The organism is Bacillus paramycoides, from assembly GCF_001884235.1.
GTDB lineage: Bacteria > Bacillota > Bacilli > Bacillales > Bacillaceae_G > Bacillus_A > Bacillus_A paramycoides.
The window spans coordinates 116,251-133,739 of the sequence record NZ_MAOI01000066.1 but is presented as its reverse complement, the minus strand read 5'-3'; the positions used below and the strand labels follow the sequence as shown (position 1 = coordinate 133,739).

Genomic DNA, 17,489 nt, shown 5'->3' with positions numbered 1-17,489 from the left:
TTTACTTCATGTTCTAGTCTTCCAAAGACAAGCCCAATTATGTAAAAAGAGAGCATAGAAAAAAGCTAGGAGAAAACTCCTAGCTTTTTTCTATCTGTATTAACTTTAATTATTTTGCTTCTTGGTAAAGTTTTTCAGCAGCGTTCCAATCTACAACGTTCCAGAATGCACCGATGTAGTCAGGACGACGGTTTTGGTAATTTAAGTAGTATGCATGCTCCCAAACATCTAAACCGATAACTGGAGTTTTACCTTCAGTTAGAGGAGAATCTTGGTTTGGAGTGCTTGTTACTTCTAGCTCACCATTGTTTACTACTAACCATGCCCAACCAGAACCGAAGCGAGTTGCGCCAGCTTTTGCGAATTCTTCTTTGAATGCATCGAAGCTACCGAATTTCGCTTCAATCGCAGTTGCAAGTTCGCCTACTGGTTGTCCGCCACCGTTTGGAGATAGGATTGTCCAGAAGAATGTGTGGTTAGCATGTCCTCCACCATTGTTACGTACTGCTGTACGGATTGCTTCTGGTACTTCGTTTAAGTTTGCAACTAATTCTTCAACGCTTTTGTCAGCTAATTCTGCATGACCTTCTAAAGCAGCGTTTAAGTTTGTAATATACGTGTTGTGATGTTTTGTATGATGGATGTTCATTGTTTCTTTATCAAAGTGAGGTTCTAAAGCATCATACGCATAAGGTAAATTTGGTAATTCGTGTTTTGCCATTGTTATATTCCTCCCGGTTTATGTATTGTCACTACATATGTGACATACAACTTCATTCTACCCTAATTGCCATAGGGTGCAAACAACTAAATCGCTTTGTCTTGCTATCATTAAAGTAGCAAAATTCCCACTTCTTTTCAATTAAAATGCTCATATATTCCGTAAAAAAAGCTCCCTTCTACAAGGAAGCTTCCTGCTGACATAATAAACATGTGAAATGGATATGGACCCTGTAGGACTCGAACCTACGACCGGACGGTTATGAGCCGTCTGCTCTAACCAGCTGAGCTAAGGGTCCACAATTATGTATATGACATTGAAAAACAACTAAATTCCTATCGGATATTTTGTTTGAGAAATGTAAGATAAATTTACCATATACAAAAGAAAAGTGTCAATTGCATTTTTCTTCTTCAAAAGTAGAAAATTAATAAGAAGAAATTTAGTCCTCTCTACTATATGTAAATATAATATATCTTGAGCTTCTCTAGATTCGTACGTTACAATGATTTTATACATACATAAAGGAAGTGAATCTATGTCCATATTTACCCAAATAGCAAAAAGCGTATATTCGCCTAAAGATATGGCGCTTTTCCGATTTCAAAAAATCGGTAAAACCATTTTGTATATTATGCTCCTTTGCCTAATCACTACTATTCCAAGAACTTTCTTGTACGGTAGCGTTATTCAAGATGGCGTTAACATGGTAAATCAAGTAATCGAAAAAGATTTACCTGATTTTAAAATTGAAAATGGTGAGCTCAAAGCTGATATCGATCAACCTATCGAAAAAGAAGATGGAAATGCACTTTTCGTATTTGATCCAAATTCAACAGACCTAGAAAAATATCAAAATAAAACAGGTTTATTTGTTTTAAAAGATAAAGTAGTCTCCATGGGAAATGGCCAAACACAAACATACTCCTATAATGACTTATTAGGTGCATCTCTTGAGAAGAAAGATTTACAAGATTTCATTTCGTTATTTGACAGTATTTATCCAATCTTATTATTCGTTATTGGGTTTTTACTGTATTTGTTCCAATTATTTATTACCTTTGTAGGAGTTACGTTACTTGCCTTCATCGGTTCTGCCATGAGTGGTCAGCGCAAATTATCTTATAAACAAGTTTGGACATTAACTGCTTACAGCTACACAATTCCAACAATCTTCTTTATGATTATGGATTTATTCAAAATAAACGTACCTGGTGCAACGTTTATTTACATTGCAGTTGTTTTAATCGTTCTATACTTAACGATTAAAGAAGTTCCAAAACCGAAAGAAAAACAAGAATTATAAAAAAATGCCTAAATAGGCATTTTTTTTTTGGACAAGCATATATTCCTAGCAAAGGAGTGAAGGATATGAAGAGATTAGGTATACTCTTATTCGTGCTTGTTCTCGGTTATATATTTTATTACGATATAAAAATCGGTACTTTACCGATGTTAAGTTCATACAAAAAAACAACTGCTGCCCAAACAATAAATAAAGAAAATACAGATACAAAACAAAATAAAGAGAAAGAAACAGAAAAAGAAGCAGATGCAGCGTATAAAGCAATTGAAGTAAAAACTGGTGATACGGTTCTTTCTATTACAGAAGCAATTAATAAGAAAAAAATTCCCTCTATTGAAAAGGTAATTGATGATTTTAAACAATTAAATAAAAATACATCTGCCACAAAAATTCAAGTTGGAAAGTCTTATAAATTCCCCTTATATCAATAAGTAATCACTTAATCCTTGTCAATTATATAAAGGCGCTGATACAATAGTAAAAGTGAAACCGAGTACTTTGGTTTCTATAGCCCTTTCTCACACATACTATCATTGATGTAAGGGACTAAAATAAGAAACTTCTTTTATAAGGAGAGCGATCTATTCGTGAATGAAATGACTCATCGTACAAAAACACGTCCAGTTAAAGTCGGTAATTTAACAATTGGCGGTAACAATGAATTAATTATACAAAGTATGACGACAACAAAAACACATGATGTTGAGGCTACAGTTGCTGAAATTAAACGTTTAGAAGAAGCTGGCTGTCAAGTCGTCCGTGTTGCTGTTCCAGACGAACGCGCAGCAAATGCTATTGCTGATATTAAAAAACAAATCAACATTCCACTTGTTGCTGATATTCATTTTGATTATCGCCTTGCTTTAAAAGCAATCGAAGGCGGCATTGATAAAGTACGTATCAATCCAGGTAACATTGGACGTCGCCATAAAGTAGAAGCTGTTGTAAACGCTGCGAAAGAGCGCGGTATTCCAATCCGTATCGGTGTAAATGCTGGTTCATTAGAACGTCACATTTTAGAGAAATATGGATACCCAACTGCTGACGGTATGGTTGAGAGTGCACTGCACCATATTAAAATTTTAGAGGACTTAGATTTCCACGATATTATCGTATCAATGAAAGCCTCTGATGTTAACTTAGCAATTGAAGCATACGAAAAAGCTGCTCGTGCTTTTGATTATCCATTACATTTAGGTATTACAGAATCAGGAACATTGTTTGCTGGAACTGTAAAAAGCGCCGCTGGTCTTGGAGCAATTTTAAGTAAAGGTATCGGAAATACACTTCGTATCTCATTAAGTGCTGATCCAGTGGAAGAGGTAAAAGTTGCTCGTGAACTATTAAAGTCATTCGGTCTTGCATCTAATGCCGCAACACTTATTTCTTGTCCAACTTGTGGTCGTATTGAGATTGATTTAATTAGCATCGCTAATGAAGTAGAAGAATACATCTCTACACTTCAAGTTCCAATTAAGGTTGCAGTACTTGGCTGCGCTGTAAACGGTCCTGGTGAAGCTCGTGAAGCTGATATTGGTATTGCAGGTGCACGCGGAGAAGGTTTATTATTCCGTAAAGGGCAAGTCGTTCGTAAAGTACCGGAAGAAACAATGGTAGAAGAACTGAAAAAAGAAATCGATGTAATCGCTGCTGAAATGGCTGCCGAACGAGATAAAGAAAAAGAAACACAAGAACAATAAAAAAGAAGGTTGTCCACAATTTTTGTGAGCAACCTTCTTTTTACATTTAAATCAAAAACTCGTCAGTTATATAACCGACGAGTCTCTCATTTTGCACATTTTGGACAACGACCATATATTTCAAACTTATGCCCTGTTACCTCATAACCTTTAAAATCTTTATTCATAAAATCCATTGGGCAGGAAGTAATTTCTTTCGTACCACCACAATCTAAACAAATGAAATGGTGATGATGTTCCATAATAGAGCATGTAAAACGAAAATGTTTTTCACCACTTAATTCCGTTTGCTCTAAAACACCAATTTCAGCAAAAACCGTTAAGTTACGATAAATCGTATCAAAACTAAGCCCTGGATAATCATCCTTCATATGTTCTAAAACATCTTTCGCAGTTAAATAACGATTATGCGCCGCGAATAATCTTAGCATCTCTTCCCTTTTCCCCGTATGTTTGTATCCTTTTTCCTTCATTAGGCGTAAAGCTTCTGTTAGATTCATACCTATCCCTACTTTATGCAGTTTTTTTCTTCTTCCATAAAATTGCACCGATTAAAATAAGAACCGCTATCATAACAATTGTACCACCTGGTGCTAGATTAAGTTGATACGAAGCAAACATCCCACCAATTACGGCAATTTCACCAAATAAAATGGAAAAGAAAATTGTTTGTTTAAATCCTTTTGCAATACGAATACTTGCTGCAACTGGTAACGTCATTAAAGATGATACGAGAAGAACACCTACAACACGCATTGATACGGCAATTACAAGAGCAACTAATATAATGAAGATAAAGTGAATCCACTTTGCACTCAAACCGGTTGATACAGCGTATTCCTCATCAAATGATAGTAAAAACAACTCTTTGTATAATAAAACAATCGTTGCAATAACAACAATTGCGACTATACCAATAATAATTAAATCCGTGCTTGTTACAGCACTTACACTACCAAATAAATAACTAAATAAATCCGTATTGAATCCATTAGCAAGTGAAATGAAGATAACTCCAATCCCCATCCCAGCTGAAAGTATAATTGGAATTGCTAACTCTTGATAATGTTTATATACAGTACGTAATTTTTCAATTAGCAATGCTCCACCGATTGAAAAAACCATTCCCATATATAGAGGGTTTAAAAACCCACCAGTAAAGATTGTCTTTTCAAGTAATAAACTTGCTGCAATTCCTGATAATGTCACATGACTTAATGCATCCGCAATAAGCGACATGCGGCGAATCACAACGAACACGCCGATAAGCGGTGCGACAAGCCCTATTAAAATACCCGCGTATAAAGAATTACGTAAAAAATCATATTGTAAAAAATCCTGTATCATTATATCCTCCCGTGATGCTCATGTTCATGTTCTAAGCGATGAACATGATGTCCATATAAAATCGACATTTCTGCATCTTCTAACTCTCGGAATTTCTCTACATTCCCATGGAAATGCAAATGTTGGTTTAAGCATGCAACATGTGTTACTTTTTCAGTAACAGCTCCCATATCATGAGTAACAAGAATTAACGTGATTCCTAATCTTTTGTTTAAGTCCTCTAGTATCTCATAGAAACTTTCCACATTTTTCACATCGATCCCAACAGTAGGCTCGTCCAAAATAAGCAATTCTGGATCACTTACAAGTGCACGAGCAATAAATACACGTTGTTGTTGTCCACCAGAAAGTTCTCCAATATTACGTCCTTGAAACTCGCTCATGCCTACATCAGCAATTGCTTTTTCTACTTTCTCCTTATCGTCTTTCGTAAAAAAGCGAAAAAGACCTTTTTTCGAAACAAGTCCCATTGAAACGACCTCAAAAACAGTTGCCGGGAAACCTGAGTTAAAGCTGTTTGCCTTTTGGGATACATAACCGACTTTATTCCACTCTTTGAATTTTTTACTATCAATGCCAAACAATCGAATATTTCCTTGCTTCGGCTTTAAAACACCCAATAAACATTTAAGTAAAGTCGATTTCCCTGAACCATTCGGTCCAACTAAACCTAAAAAAGCTCCCTTCGGAACTTGCAAATTAATATCTTCTAACACATTTCGATCTTCATATCGAAACGTTAGCCCTTCTATTTCCAATATATTATTCATAGCATCTCACCTATTTTAATTCAGAATGATTCCGATTTATCTCTATTTGAATTATAGTACAGCTTATTATAGTTGTAAACCAATCTGCCCAAAATATATTCTTTATTTCCAGAAACCTTATTATTATAACAAAAAGCAGAGAAATTTTCTCTGCTTTTAAAAGATATTACAAATCATTTTTTAATGAATTGCCGATTTAAACTTACCACCATTTGTCTCTTGCGTGCTCATAATGGTAACAAATGCATTTTCATCAATTTCGTGCACAATTGATTTTAACTTTGTCACTTCAAGACGCGTTACAACTGCATAAATAACTTCTTTTTCTTTATCTGTATAACCACCTTTAGCAACAAGTTTTGTTGTTCCACGACCAAGGCGGTGTAAAATTGCATTTGATACTTCCTCATATTGATCCGATACTATTAAAACTGCTTTCGTTTCGTCCAATCCTTGGATTACCGTATCAATTGTTTTGAATGCGATATAGTACGTCATAACAGAATACATTGCTTGTTCAACACCAAACACAAATGCTGCCCATGCAAAAATGAATAAGTTCACAAACATTACGAATTCACCAACAGAAAACGGTAATTTCTTCGTTAATAGAATCCCCATAATCTCTGTCCCATCTAACGATCCACCATGACGAATAACAAGTCCTACACCAAGACCTAAAATAAGACCGCCAAAAACTGTTGCTAAAATTGGCTCTGTTGTAAATGGCGGAACAGCATGCAACGTTGATTCAATAAATGCTAAAGCTACAATCCCAAATGCTGAGGATAACATGAATGTTTTTCCAATTTGCTTATATCCGGAGTACATAAACGGAATGTTGAGGATAACAACTAAAGTAGAAAAACTTAACCACCAAATATTAGGAGTAAGATAATCTAATATAAGAGAAATACCAATAATTCCACCATCAATAATTTTATTTGGCATTAAAAATAGTTCAATCGCTACCGCCGCACATGCTGCCCCAAAGACAATCATAACTAAACGATATACGAGATGAATAACACTTTCTTTCCGATGTTGCTTTTTTTCCATAAGTCCTCCTTATACTCTTTCTCTATAGTTTTGTTCTTATATTATAACATACGCTTCTTTTCCCCATGGAAAAAATGCACCTTTAGACGAATATATACAAGCTATGCGTACATATATTTCGATAGAAGAACGGTGAAGGAGGACAACACGATGAATCTCATTAAACAAATTGTGAACAAAAAATTAAATCATATTTCTACAAAAGAGTTATTGAAATATAGTAAAGAATACGAAGTTTCAATTACAACTGCACAAGCTGATAAAATCGTTTTACTTATGAAAGGGAAAAATATTAACATTTACGATAATACCGAGCGACTAGAGCTCTTAAAACAAATCGCAAAAGTAACCTCTCCCGCCACTGCCCAACAAGTAAATACTTTATTTCAGCAACTATTAAAATAAGGAGGGGAAAATCCCCTCCTTATTGCGCTTTAATTTTTTCAAGAAGTCCTTCATCAAAAGTACCATTTTTCAGCATTTCGATTTCTAATTTATATGGTGGCTTCTTATCTTTTTTATCTTCACCTACATACGGTGTTTCAAGAATTTTTGGTACGTGCTTTAGTTGCGGGTGATGCACAATGTGATGCAATGCCTTATAGCCAATATGACCAAAACCAATATTCTCATGACGGTCTTTTCCAGCTCCGCGGACATTTTTGCTATCGTTAATATGAAGTACTTGTAAACGATCTATCCCAACAATCTTATCAAAATCGTTTAACACACCGTCAAAATCATTGACAATATCATAACCTGCATCGTGCGTATGACACGTATCAAAACATACAGATAACTTTTCATTATATTTTACGCCATCAATAATTTTCGCAATTTCTTCAAAGCTACGACCGCATTCTGTTCCTTTTCCTGCCATCGTTTCTAGCGCAATATTAACCGTTTGTTCTGGCGTTATTACTTCATTAAGCCCTTTAATAATTTGCTGAATACCAGCATCTGCTCCTGCACCAACGTGAGCTCCTGGGTGAAGAACAATTTGTCTCGCCACACCTAATGCTGCCGTTCTTTCAATTTCCATACGAAGGAAGTCAACACCTAATTGAAACGTCTCAGGTTTCGTCGTATTCCCAACATTAATAATATACGGAGCGTGGACGATAATTTCTTCAATACCGTTCAGTTCCATATGTTTTCTTCCTGCTTCTATATTCAATTCTTCAATTGGTTTTCTTCGCGTATTTTGTGGTGCACCTGTATAAATCATGAACGTTGTTGCACCGTATGAAACAGCCTCTTCACTTGCTGCTAATAACATCTTCTTACCACTCATTGAAACATGAGATCCAATCTTTAACATACAATCACCTCTTCAATATACAATAGATATAATGATAGCATAATTTGTAGAAATATGTAGTGAATTGTTTGTTCATAAAAAAGGCACTACACAAATTAAAATGACTATTTAAACAGTCTGCACTCTTCACTGAAATTAACCAGATAAAGTGAAGCTTTAGTCAACATTTTTTCTACCCTCACTAATTATTAGTCCGCATCAATCGGTTTTCTTACAAGTAGCGAGATAAAAAATAAAAAAAGATAAGGGAAATCCCTTATCTTTTTTTATTGCTATATTTTTTCTTCACTTTTTCACGTTCTGTTGCAAGTTTTCGTTTATAGTTTGGTTTTACTTTTTTCGGCTTTTTAACAACTTTTGTTGCCATAACATCTAGTCCATCATTTGGCTTTTTACGACTCTTACGACGGCGACGGTCACCTAAATCCGCCCACTCATCTCCGCGTAAATCTACATGCTTAAACTCGATATGACGTTGTTTTTCCAAGCTATCTAACGCTTCTTCATTTGCTGGATCATAAATTGTCACTGCAATACCTGAATAACCTGCACGTGCTGTTCTTCCAACGCGGTGAACGAAGAAATCTAAATCTGATGGAAGTTCATAGTTAATAACATGGCTAATTCCTTCAATATCAATACCGCGTGCCGCTAAATCTGTTGCGACAATGTATTGGAACTCTAAATCACGAACTTGTTTCATCATTTTTTTACGATCACGTGGTGATAAATCACCGTGTATACGCCCTACTTTTAACCCACGTTCTGCTAATCCATCGGCTACTTCATCAGCCTTCTTCTTTGTGTTTGTAAAGACAATTGCTAAGTACGGTTTAAATTGAAGTAGCATATTTTTCACTAATTCAATTTTATTACGGTGTCTTGAAGGCACAAGGTAATGCTCAATATTTCCTGCTGCAACTTGTTTCGGATTAATATGAATATGTTCTGGATTCTCCATATATTTCTTCAAAAACGGTTTTAATTTTTGAGGAATTGTTGCAGAGAAAACTAGCATTTGCAAGTTTTTAGGCATACGTGCTGCAATTTTATCTACATCTTGAATGAATCCCATATCAAGCATTAAATCCGCTTCATCGACAATAATAGTATCCGCTTTATAAACAAATAGCGCCTTTTCTTCTACTAAGTCTTTAATACGTCCTGGTGTTCCGACTACAATATGAGGTTGTTTTTTCAACTTTTCAATTGATCGTTGCTTATCAGTTCCACCAATTAAGCAACGTGCTGTAATCATTTGATCTTCTGCACAGAACTTTGTTAATTTCACGATTTCTTCGTAAATTTGTTGTGCTAACTCACGAGTAGGCGCTGTAATAACAAGTTGTACTTCTTCACGACTTGCATCAATTCTGTTTAATGTAGGAAGTAAGTATGCATGTGTTTTCCCAGAACCCGTTTGGGATTGTCCAATTACACTCACACCTTTTTTCACGACTGGGAAAATTTTCTGTTGAATTCCTGTCGGCTCTGAAAAGCGTAGTTCACGAACTGCATCTATTAAAAATGGTTTAAAATCATACTGTGTAAAAGTTTGTAGTGTCATAAGTTACACCTTCTTTCTAAAATTTCTACTGCGCGCACAAATCAGTCAAGTCTACATTATATCGAAATCTACAGGTAAAATCCATCTTTTCTTTAGTTTAGGTTTTCATCATAAAAACTAACCTTCTTTCCTTCTACTGCATATTGTATGTGTATATACCTAATTGAAGAAAGGAGGATTTCCCATATGTACCCACAATCCCCAATAGGACAAATGTATCCTAATCAACGACAACAACCTTACACACCATACCCAATTCCACAGCTACCACCGATGGCACAAAAAAAGAAAGGTTTTCTTGCTAAACTCTTTAAAAAACACGATCCTACCGAGCCATTCATGCAAATGGTCCCTCCCTATCGGCAAATGGAAGGGCCACCGATGATGCACCAGCAACCGCCGCCACAATATCAACAGCAATATCCACCATATATACAGCAACACCCTCAGCAAATGATCCCACCTCAAATGCATGAATCAAATGATACGCGCGGTGCCGCAACAACTACAGCTGTAGCGACATCTAGTAGCGGCATCGGAAGCTTTTTTTCGAATCTTATTTCGAATCCAACTAATATGATAAATAATATTGAAAAGGTATCCCAAGTTGTTCAATCGGTAGGACCTGTCGTCGAGCAATATGGTCCAATTATGCGTAGTCTACCAAGCATTGTTAAAATCCTCACCTCTGGAAAAGGAACGGAAGAAAAACAAGCTGAAGACCAACCTGGAGAAGTTGGAGAAGTTGAAGTAGCCACTTCCCCTCCTCCACCAAAAAAGAGAAAAAGAAAAAAAATAGTGATTGAGCCAATAATAGAAAAAGAATTACCAGAAGAGCCTGTTCAACAAATAGCAACAAAACCAAAACTATATGTGTAACAATACTTTGTTTTCTATCCACTCCTCCTTTATAATGTAATGGACTATGCACAAAAGTATCCCTTGTTTAGAAGGAGAGGATCACTCACATGAAGATTGTTAAAATTTCCCCTCGTGGTTATTGCTACGGCGTTGTTGACGCGATGGTTATTGCACGTAACGCCGCATTAGATAAATCATTACCGAGACCCATTTATATTTTAGGTATGATTGTTCACAATAAGCATGTAACAGATGCTTTCGAAGAGGATGGCATCATTACATTAGACGGCCCAAGTCGATTAGAGATTTTAGATAAAATCGATTCTGGTACTGTTATTTTTACTGCACACGGTGTTTCTCCAGAAGTTAAACAACGTGCAAAAGAAAAAGGTTTAACGACAATCGACGCAACTTGTCCAGACGTTACAAAAACACATGACCTTATTGAGGCAAAGAAAGCTGAAGGATATCATGTCATTTATATCGGCAAAAAAAACCATCCAGAACCAGAAGGCGCAGTTGGTATTGCACCTGATATCGTTCATCTTATCGAAAGAGCTGATGATTTAAGAACATTAGAAATCCCAACGGATAAAATTTTAGTTACGAATCAAACAACAATGAGTCAATGGGATGTTCAACATTTAATGGAGGACATTCAAAAAAAATTCCCAACAGCAGAATTCCATAAGGAAATTTGTTTAGCAACTCAAGTTCGCCAAGAAGCTGTCGCTAAACAAGCTGATGTTGCGGATTTAACAATTGTTGTCGGTGATCCGAAAAGTAACAACTCCAACCGTTTAGCGCAAGTATCACAAGAAATTGCTGGTACGAAAGCATACCGTGTTGCAGATGTAAGTGAAATTCAATTAGAATGGCTACAAGGTATCGAAAACGTCGCAGTTACAGCAGGCGCTTCTACTCCAACGCCAATTACGAAAGAGGTTATAGCTTTCTTAGAGCAATATGACCCAATGAATCCAGCTACATGGGACAGAACTCGAAATGTACCACTTCAAAAGATTTTGCCACGTGTAAAAGTAAAAAAACAGCAATAATAAAAACCGTTGCCTACATGAGCAACGGTTTTCGTTATTTTTATACAAATGTGAACGGATCCGTATGTAACTGCGAAGCATGAATTTGCACATTAAGTTTCTTTTCATCTACTTTGTTTTGCAATTGTTTTTGTACGCCTTGCTTCATTACTTTTTCAACATTATGTCCTGGGTCAACTATATTTAAACCGAGCATCATCGCATCATGAGCAACATGATAATACATATCACCCGTTACATATACATCTGCCCCTTTAAATTTCGCTTGGTTTATGTATTTATTACCGTCACCACCAAGCACAGCAACTTTATGCACTTTATCTTCTAACTTCCCAACAACTCTTGTACCCTTCACATGTAATGATTGTTTCACGTGTTCAGCAAACTGCCCAAGTGTCATTTCTTCTTGTAAATATCCTATTTTACCAAGACCTAATGTTTCACCTTTATTATCCAGCGGATATATATCATATGCCACTTCTTCATATGGATGAGCTACCAACATCGCTTTAATAATTTTTCTTTGTAGTGAAGCTGGAATAATCGTTTCGATACGCACCTCGTCCACACGCTCTAACTGCCCAGTTTCCCCGATATAAGGATTTGTCCCTTCTCGAGGGATAAACGTACCTACCCCTTCACTACCGAACGTACAGTGGCTATAATTACCGATATGACCAGCACCCGCATCTCCAAGAGCTTTGCGCACCTCTTCTGCATGAGTTACTGGAACAAATACAGCAATTTTTTTCATTTCTTCTGCGTATGTCGGAACTAATACTTCTGTATTTTGTAACCCTAATGCATCAGCAAGTAAATCATTTACCCCGCCTGTAGCAATGTCTACATTTGTATGGGCCGCATAAACTGCAATATCATTTTTAATACACGTTTCAATAATTCTTCCGTACGCCTTATCTGTATGAATCACTTTTAACGGATTAAAAATTAGAGGGTGATGCGCAATAATGACATTCGCTCCTAATTGAATCGCCTCGTCCACAACTTCCTCCGTTACATCTAACGCTATTAATACGTGCTGAACAGGTTTATTAAGCGCTCCAATCTGTAAGCCAATCTTATCCCCTTCCATCGCTAAATGCTTCGGATACATACCTTCAAATAAAGAAATAATTTCATGGCCATTCGGAATTTTACTCATGATAAAACCTCCCCTATCATTTTCATTTTCGCTTCTACTTCTGCACGCTTCACTTTTGTCTCTTCAGACTCTGCTGCACGCTCTAACTGCTTTAAAATATTTTGGAAGTTTTTCAATTCTCCTTCCCACTTTTCAACAAAAGCCTCACTTTTTTCTTTTATTAAAAATGGGCCCATAAATAATTCAGCTTGTTTATGTTCAGAGTAAGGTACTGCGATATCTCCACGCTCTCCGACTAAAATCTCATAAATTTTCCCGTCTTCTTTTACGATTTTTTCATGGATAAGCTCCCAGCCATTCTCAATAAACCATTCACGAATATGATGTGCAGCAATATTAGGCTGTAAGATTAAACGCGTTACACCTTTTAATTTTTCTTTACCACTTTCTAAAATGTCACGAATTAACGCTCCACCCATACCAGCAATCGTAATAACATCTACTTCTCCTGGGGTAATAACAGCTAACCCATTACCTTTACGAACATCTACTTTATCTTGCAAGCCATTTTCAGCTACAGTTGCTTGTGCAGAGCGAAATGGTCCATCTACAACTTCTCCTGCAACTGCTTTTGTAGCAATATTATTTATAATTGTATAACACGGTAAATACGCATGATCCGACCCAATATCAGCTACTGTAGATCCTACCGGAATCTCCCGCACAACTTCTTCTAATCGTTTTGAAAGCTTTACTTCATTCATGTATTTCCATTACTCCTTCTCTTGTCAGTCTGTCTCCATGATAATGAATTTATAGTAGTTGTTGCAAGTCCATAACAACACTTCAATTCTCTATTACTAATCGTATTTTAGAAAGTATAGAAAAACAAGCCTTTTGCACAAAAGCAAAAGGCTTGTAATACGAAACTTTATTTTTTCTTCGATAACCAATCAGCTACTTTAGCTGCTTGATCAGCTGGAACTACATTTGGTGGCATATTCCCTTTTCCTTTTGAAAGAATTTCTTTAATTTCATCTTTCGAAAGTTTCCCACCAATTTTTTGTAAATTAGGTCCTACTGCTCCTTGTAACTGATCACCATGACAGCTCGTACAGCTTTGCTTCACAATATCCTCTGGCTTTGATACTGTTTGTGCTGGTTTCCCGCCATTTTTTGCATCAGCTAACTCTTTAGATTTATGTAGCCCTTGAAATGAAAATACAAACATAACGATAATACCTAATGCTGCAATAAGAGCGAACGGAATCAGCGGATTACGTTTCATATCTCTTCTCCCCCCTCTATACCCCTAAATAGTTAGATGATTCAGTCATTTCCATTGTACTTGAAAACGCTCTATCAGAAAAGAGTAAACTATTACTTGTTGAAAATATTCCATAAATTCAGTTTATTGATTTTCACTTTTATATCGCATATTATTTCGATAAATATTAACGTTTCTCATCATATTTTTCACTTTTCTACATATTTTTTTGTATAGAATAAACAAAATTAATCGAAAAATCGAAAAATGAGCATTTGCAAATCAAAAGACAATTCTGTAAAATAAATTACAAGAAATTGTAATCGTTGCTGACAGCTAAATTTTAACAAAAATTAACAAAATAAAAAAGTTTACTTCACAATCGTGAAGTAAACTTAAAAATAACCTATTCTAAGAAATCCTTAAGACGTTTACTACGGCTCGGATGTCTTAATTTGCGAAGTGCTTTTGCTTCAATTTGACGAATACGTTCTCTCGTTACGCCGAATACTTTCCCAACTTCTTCAAGCGTACGAGTTCGTCCATCGTCTAAACCAAAACGAAGACGCAGAACATTTTCTTCACGATCTGTTAGTGTATCTAACACATCTTCTAATTGTTCTTTTAGCAATTCATACGCTGCATGGTCCGCAGGCGATGTTGCTTCTTGGTCTTCAATAAAGTCACCTAAATGGGAGTCGTCTTCTTCACCAATCGGTGTTTCAAGAGAAACTGGCTCCTGTGCAATTTTTAAGATTTCGCGTACTTTTTCTGGAGCAAGATCCATTTCTTCACCAATCTCTTCAGGAGATGGTTCGCGTCCTAAATCTTGTAATAATTGACGTTGTACACGAATTAACTTATTAATTGTTTCAACCATATGAACTGGAATACGAATTGTTCGCGCTTGGTCTGCAATCGCACGTGTAATAGCTTGGCGAATCCACCAAGTCGCATACGTACTAAATTTAAAACCTTTGCGATAATCGAACTTTTCAACCGCTTTAATTAGACCCATATTACCTTCTTGGATTAAGTCTAAGAAAAGCATACCGCGGCCCACATAGCGCTTTGCAATACTTACTACAAGACGTAAGTTTGCTTCCGCAAGACGGCGTTTTGCTTCTTCATCGCCTTCTTCAATACGTGTCGCAAGTCGAATTTCTTCTTCAGCGGATAGTAAGTCAACGCGACCAATTTCTTTTAAGTACATACGAACAGGATCATTGATTTTCACACCTGGTGGCACACTTAAATCATTGAGGTCGAATTCTTCTTCCGTTTTTGTAATTTGGCGATTATTAGGACCTTCGTCGTTGTCATTGTCACCGACTAAGTCAATTCCTTGTTCACCTAAATATTCATAATATTCATCCATTTGGTCGGATTCAATTTCAAATCCATTCATGCGTTCTGCAATCTCTTCATATGTAAGAACGCCACGTTTTTTTCCGAGCTCAGTGAGTTGTTCTTTCACTTGCTCAAGGGTCATTTCAGTTTCAATTTGTTTAGAACGAGCTGGTTTGTCAGCCATCTGTTCCCCTCCTTACGCGAGATACAAACATTCATTATACTAAAATTTTATCGAAAAAGCTATTTTCTTGTTTTTTGATTTTGTAAATACGCTACATAATATTTAGCAGCCTCTACAGGATCTGTTTTTTCCATTTGTTTTACTTTAAAGATAATTTCCATCTTTTCAAGTTTTTCCTTGTGACGTCTGAGCGCCTCCAAATGGCCTTGTAACGCTTCTTCTGTGTATTCTGGATTAATAAATTCATCCGTCGAAATATCAGTGATAATATTTTTCAATTTTTCATCAGAGAGCCAACTTAAAAATGTTCCGACTGAGGGTTCATTTCCCTTTTCATAATATGCGTATAGTTCATATAAAATCCCTTTATGTTCTTCTGTATAAAAATCTTCTATATGAGGTTCCATACGCACTGCCACTTCTGCACTTTGCAACATATGATAAATGATTTCTCTTTCTGCCCTTTCAAAACCTGTCAACTTCGGTTTCGTTTGAACAATTTGAGATGGCTTAGAAACCTGCTTTATTTGTTTTTGCTGTACCTTTTGTTCTTTGCGATATTGGTGCAATTGATTCAAAAGTGTTTCCATTGAATACGAAAATTCTTGCGATAATGACTTTAAATATGACTCGGCCTGCATCGCATCCTGTAACAATGATAACTCTTTTAAAACACTTTTCACATATTCTTCTTTGCCAGACTCATCTTGCAAATTTTTCCCTAAACGCAAATAATTTATTTTGAAACCAACAAAACTTATACTTGATTTCACAAGATTTTCAAAAGCCGTTGTTCCATATTGTTGCACATATTCATCAGGGTCAAGCTTATCTGGCAAGGGTGTAACTTTCACTTGGCAACCAACTTGCAATAATAATTGCCCTGCTTTCATCGTCGCTTCTCGCCCTGCTTTATCACCATCATAGCAAAGAACAACAGTTTCAACGTTACGTCGCAGAAGTTTCGCTTGTTCTTCAGTTAAAGCCGTCCCCATTGTCGCAACAGCTTCTTCCACGCCACTTTTTACCGCGGCTAGCACATCGGCATAACCTTCAAATAGGACAACCTGTCCACGTTTTCTAATAAATGGCCTTGCTTGGTGGAAATTATACAACAGCTTACTTTTGTGAAAAATCGGTGTTTCAGGGCTATTTAAATATTTCGGAGTATCATCTCCTAGCGCCCTTCCACTAAACGCTATCACCTTACCTTGTAAAGTATAGATTGGAAACATAACCCTTCCGCGGAAGCGGTCATAATGACTGCCATCCTTCTCACTTCTTACAAGAAGGCCAGCTTGTTCCATACTAGATAGCGATAAACCTCTTTTTTGTAAAATTTTCGTTGCTGCATCCCAAGCTGGTGATGCATAACCAATTTCAAATTTCTCAATCATCTCTTTTGTAATACCACGTTTTAATAAATACGAAAGTGCTTCATTTCCCTCTTCTGTATTTACTAATAAATGATGATAATACTTTTTCAAAAGCTCATGAGCCTGTTGCATGATGACAGTGTCATCAGATATGTCTTCTTGTTGTCCTTGCCCTGATGTATACTCTGCAATTGTAATCCCATTTCTTTCACCAAGCTTTTGAACAGCCTCAGTGAAAGCAAGTCCTTCCATTTTCATAAGAAAGGAAAATACATTTCCACCTTCTCCACATCCGAAGCAATGAAAGATTTGCTTATCAGATGAAACAGAGAATGAAGGTGAGTTCTCACCATGAAATGGACAAAGGCCGAAATAGTTACGCCCCTGCTTTCTAAGTTGAACATACTCACCAATAACTTCTACAATATCGGATGATGTCCGAATCTGTTCAACAACTTCTTCGGGAATTCTGTTCCCCATAAATCCATCTCCGTGTCGTA

The 17,489-nt window shown here is 36.4% G+C and carries 18 protein-coding genes and 1 tRNA gene; 6 read left to right on the top strand and 13 right to left on the bottom strand.

Annotated elements, in window-relative coordinates:
• Nucleotides 1-109: 109 nt before the first annotated feature.
• Both sodA and BAU28_RS11365 read right to left on the bottom strand, forming a co-directional pair.
• Nucleotides 110-721: a superoxide dismutase [Mn] gene (gene sodA, locus BAU28_RS11370; RefSeq protein ID WP_002173480.1), complete on the bottom strand. Its 612-nt coding sequence runs from the start codon at nucleotides 719-721 to the stop codon at nucleotides 110-112.
• Between the two features lie 224 nt (nucleotides 722-945).
• Nucleotides 946-1,019: transfer RNA gene (locus BAU28_RS11365), tRNA-Ile, on the bottom strand.
• Nucleotides 1,020-1,259: 240 nt separating this feature from the next.
• Between BAU28_RS11365 and yqgB the strand changes: the two genes are divergently transcribed.
• The 3 genes from yqgB (at nucleotide 1,260) to ispG (ending at nucleotide 3,727) form a co-directional block, all read left to right on the top strand.
• Nucleotides 1,260-2,027 carry a protein YqgB gene (gene yqgB, locus BAU28_RS11360; protein ID WP_002173481.1) on the top strand — a complete coding sequence of 256 codons (768 nt, stop codon included), beginning with the start codon at nucleotides 1,260-1,262 and terminating at the stop codon, nucleotides 2,025-2,027.
• A 65-nt stretch (nucleotides 2,028-2,092) separates the two neighbouring features.
• A complete protein-coding gene (locus BAU28_RS11355; RefSeq protein ID WP_002173482.1) occupies nucleotides 2,093-2,458 on the top strand; it encodes a hypothetical protein in 366 nt (121 codons plus the stop codon).
• Nucleotides 2,459-2,623: 165 nt separating this feature from the next.
• Complete coding sequence (gene ispG, locus BAU28_RS11350) at nucleotides 2,624-3,727, top strand: flavodoxin-dependent (E)-4-hydroxy-3-methylbut-2-enyl-diphosphate synthase (RefSeq protein ID WP_162861751.1); 1,104 nt, start codon at nucleotides 2,624-2,626, stop codon at nucleotides 3,725-3,727.
• Between the two features lie 86 nt (nucleotides 3,728-3,813).
• Here ispG and BAU28_RS11345 read toward each other — a convergent pair whose 3' ends face one another.
• The 4 genes from BAU28_RS11345 to BAU28_RS11330 all read right to left on the bottom strand — a co-directional run bounded on the left by BAU28_RS11345 (nucleotide 3,814) and on the right by BAU28_RS11330 (nucleotide 6,903).
• Entirely contained in the window at nucleotides 3,814-4,227 is a 414-nt protein-coding gene (locus BAU28_RS11345; RefSeq protein WP_025147421.1) for a Fur family transcriptional regulator, read from the bottom strand.
• Nucleotides 4,228-4,240: 13 nt separating this feature from the next.
• Nucleotides 4,241-5,074: a metal ABC transporter permease gene (locus tag BAU28_RS11340; RefSeq protein ID WP_071718608.1), complete on the bottom strand. Its 834-nt coding sequence runs from the start codon at nucleotides 5,072-5,074 to the stop codon at nucleotides 4,241-4,243.
• The gene (locus tag BAU28_RS11335; RefSeq protein ID WP_002173486.1) at nucleotides 5,074-5,844 is read right to left on the bottom strand and encodes a metal ABC transporter ATP-binding protein; all 771 of its coding nucleotides are present in this window, start codon (nucleotides 5,842-5,844) and stop codon (nucleotides 5,074-5,076) included. Before BAU28_RS11335 ends, BAU28_RS11340 begins: the two co-directional genes overlap by 1 nt.
• 180 nt (nucleotides 5,845-6,024) lie before the next feature.
• Complete coding sequence (locus BAU28_RS11330) at nucleotides 6,025-6,903, bottom strand: YitT family protein (RefSeq protein WP_002173487.1); 879 nt, start codon at nucleotides 6,901-6,903, stop codon at nucleotides 6,025-6,027.
• 150 nt (nucleotides 6,904-7,053) lie between these two features.
• Between BAU28_RS11330 and BAU28_RS11325 the strand changes: the two genes are divergently transcribed.
• Nucleotides 7,054-7,308, top strand: coding sequence for a DUF2624 domain-containing protein (locus BAU28_RS11325; protein ID WP_002173488.1), 255 nt, complete (start codon nucleotides 7,054-7,056; stop codon nucleotides 7,306-7,308).
• Nucleotides 7,309-7,327: 19 nt separating this feature from the next.
• Here the strand turns inward: BAU28_RS11325 and BAU28_RS11320 are convergent, their stop codons facing one another.
• On the bottom strand, nucleotides 7,328-8,224 hold the full coding sequence (locus tag BAU28_RS11320) for a deoxyribonuclease IV (protein WP_025147420.1): 897 nt from the start codon (nucleotides 8,222-8,224) through the stop codon (nucleotides 7,328-7,330).
• A gap of 256 nt (nucleotides 8,225-8,480) precedes the next feature.
• On the bottom strand, nucleotides 8,481-9,791 hold the full coding sequence (locus tag BAU28_RS11315) for a DEAD/DEAH box helicase (RefSeq protein WP_071718607.1): 1,311 nt from the start codon (nucleotides 9,789-9,791) through the stop codon (nucleotides 8,481-8,483).
• Between the two features lie 186 nt (nucleotides 9,792-9,977).
• Here BAU28_RS11315 and vrrA point away from each other — a divergent pair, with 186 nt between their 5' ends.
• Together vrrA and BAU28_RS11305 are read left to right on the top strand one after the other, a co-directional pair.
• Nucleotides 9,978-10,670 (top strand): VrrA/YqfQ family protein, encoded by a 693-nt coding sequence (gene vrrA / locus BAU28_RS11310; RefSeq protein ID WP_071718606.1) that lies wholly within the window; start codon nucleotides 9,978-9,980, stop codon nucleotides 10,668-10,670.
• An 89-nt stretch (nucleotides 10,671-10,759) separates the two neighbouring features.
• Nucleotides 10,760-11,710: a 4-hydroxy-3-methylbut-2-enyl diphosphate reductase gene (locus tag BAU28_RS11305; protein WP_025147417.1), complete on the top strand. Its 951-nt coding sequence runs from the start codon at nucleotides 10,760-10,762 to the stop codon at nucleotides 11,708-11,710.
• Between the two features lie 40 nt (nucleotides 11,711-11,750).
• Here the strand turns inward: BAU28_RS11305 and BAU28_RS11300 are convergent, their stop codons facing one another.
• The 5 genes from BAU28_RS11300 to dnaG form a co-directional block, all read right to left on the bottom strand.
• Nucleotides 11,751-12,872 (bottom strand): Nif3-like dinuclear metal center hexameric protein, encoded by a 1,122-nt coding sequence (locus BAU28_RS11300; RefSeq protein ID WP_071718605.1) that lies wholly within the window; start codon nucleotides 12,870-12,872, stop codon nucleotides 11,751-11,753.
• Nucleotides 12,869-13,576, bottom strand: a complete 708-nt coding sequence (locus BAU28_RS11295; RefSeq protein WP_071718604.1) for a tRNA (adenine(22)-N(1))-methyltransferase — start codon at nucleotides 13,574-13,576, stop codon at nucleotides 12,869-12,871. The genes BAU28_RS11300 and BAU28_RS11295 overlap by 4 nt, the downstream gene beginning before the upstream one ends.
• A 167-nt stretch (nucleotides 13,577-13,743) precedes the next feature.
• Nucleotides 13,744-14,100, bottom strand: a complete 357-nt coding sequence (cccA, locus tag BAU28_RS11290) for a cytochrome c550 (RefSeq protein WP_002173495.1) — start codon at nucleotides 14,098-14,100, stop codon at nucleotides 13,744-13,746.
• Between the two features lie 385 nt (nucleotides 14,101-14,485).
• On the bottom strand, nucleotides 14,486-15,613 hold the full coding sequence (gene rpoD / locus BAU28_RS11285; protein WP_000764062.1) for an RNA polymerase sigma factor RpoD: 1,128 nt from the start codon (nucleotides 15,611-15,613) through the stop codon (nucleotides 14,486-14,488).
• A gap of 59 nt (nucleotides 15,614-15,672) precedes the next feature.
• Nucleotides 15,673-17,469, bottom strand: a complete 1,797-nt coding sequence (gene dnaG / locus BAU28_RS11280) for a DNA primase (protein ID WP_071718603.1) — start codon at nucleotides 17,467-17,469, stop codon at nucleotides 15,673-15,675.
• Nucleotides 17,470-17,489: the final 20 nt, after the last annotated feature.

Coding starts and splice junctions, on each gene's coding strand:
- sodA (WP_002173480.1), bottom strand. CDS start 721: ATGGCAAAACACGAATTACCAAATTTACCTTATGCGTATGATGCTTTA.
- yqgB (WP_002173481.1), top strand. CDS start 1,260: ATGTCCATATTTACCCAAATAGCAAAAAGCGTATATTCGCCTAAAGAT.
- BAU28_RS11355 (WP_002173482.1), top strand. CDS start 2,093: ATGAAGAGATTAGGTATACTCTTATTCGTGCTTGTTCTCGGTTATATA.
- ispG (WP_162861751.1), top strand. CDS start 2,624: ATGACTCATCGTACAAAAACACGTCCAGTTAAAGTCGGTAATTTAACA.
- BAU28_RS11345 (WP_025147421.1), bottom strand. CDS start 4,227: ATGAATCTAACAGAAGCTTTACGCCTAATGAAGGAAAAAGGATACAAA.
- BAU28_RS11340 (WP_071718608.1), bottom strand. CDS start 5,074: ATGATACAGGATTTTTTACAATATGATTTTTTACGTAATTCTTTATAC.
- BAU28_RS11335 (WP_002173486.1), bottom strand. CDS start 5,844: ATGAATAATATATTGGAAATAGAAGGGCTAACGTTTCGATATGAAGAT.
- BAU28_RS11330 (WP_002173487.1), bottom strand. CDS start 6,903: ATGGAAAAAAAGCAACATCGGAAAGAAAGTGTTATTCATCTCGTATAT.
- BAU28_RS11325 (WP_002173488.1), top strand. CDS start 7,054: ATGAATCTCATTAAACAAATTGTGAACAAAAAATTAAATCATATTTCT.
- BAU28_RS11320 (WP_025147420.1), bottom strand. CDS start 8,224: ATGTTAAAGATTGGATCTCATGTTTCAATGAGTGGTAAGAAGATGTTA.
- BAU28_RS11315 (WP_071718607.1), bottom strand. CDS start 9,791: ATGACACTACAAACTTTTACACAGTATGATTTTAAACCATTTTTAATA.
- vrrA (WP_071718606.1), top strand. CDS start 9,978: ATGTACCCACAATCCCCAATAGGACAAATGTATCCTAATCAACGACAA.
- BAU28_RS11305 (WP_025147417.1), top strand. CDS start 10,760: ATGAAGATTGTTAAAATTTCCCCTCGTGGTTATTGCTACGGCGTTGTT.
- BAU28_RS11300 (WP_071718605.1), bottom strand. CDS start 12,872: ATGAGTAAAATTCCGAATGGCCATGAAATTATTTCTTTATTTGAAGGT.
- BAU28_RS11295 (WP_071718604.1), bottom strand. CDS start 13,576: ATGAATGAAGTAAAGCTTTCAAAACGATTAGAAGAAGTTGTGCGGGAG.
- cccA (WP_002173495.1), bottom strand. CDS start 14,100: ATGAAACGTAATCCGCTGATTCCGTTCGCTCTTATTGCAGCATTAGGT.
- rpoD (WP_000764062.1), bottom strand. CDS start 15,613: ATGGCTGACAAACCAGCTCGTTCTAAACAAATTGAAACTGAAATGACC.
- dnaG (WP_071718603.1), bottom strand. CDS start 17,469: ATGGGGAACAGAATTCCCGAAGAAGTTGTTGAACAGATTCGGACATCA.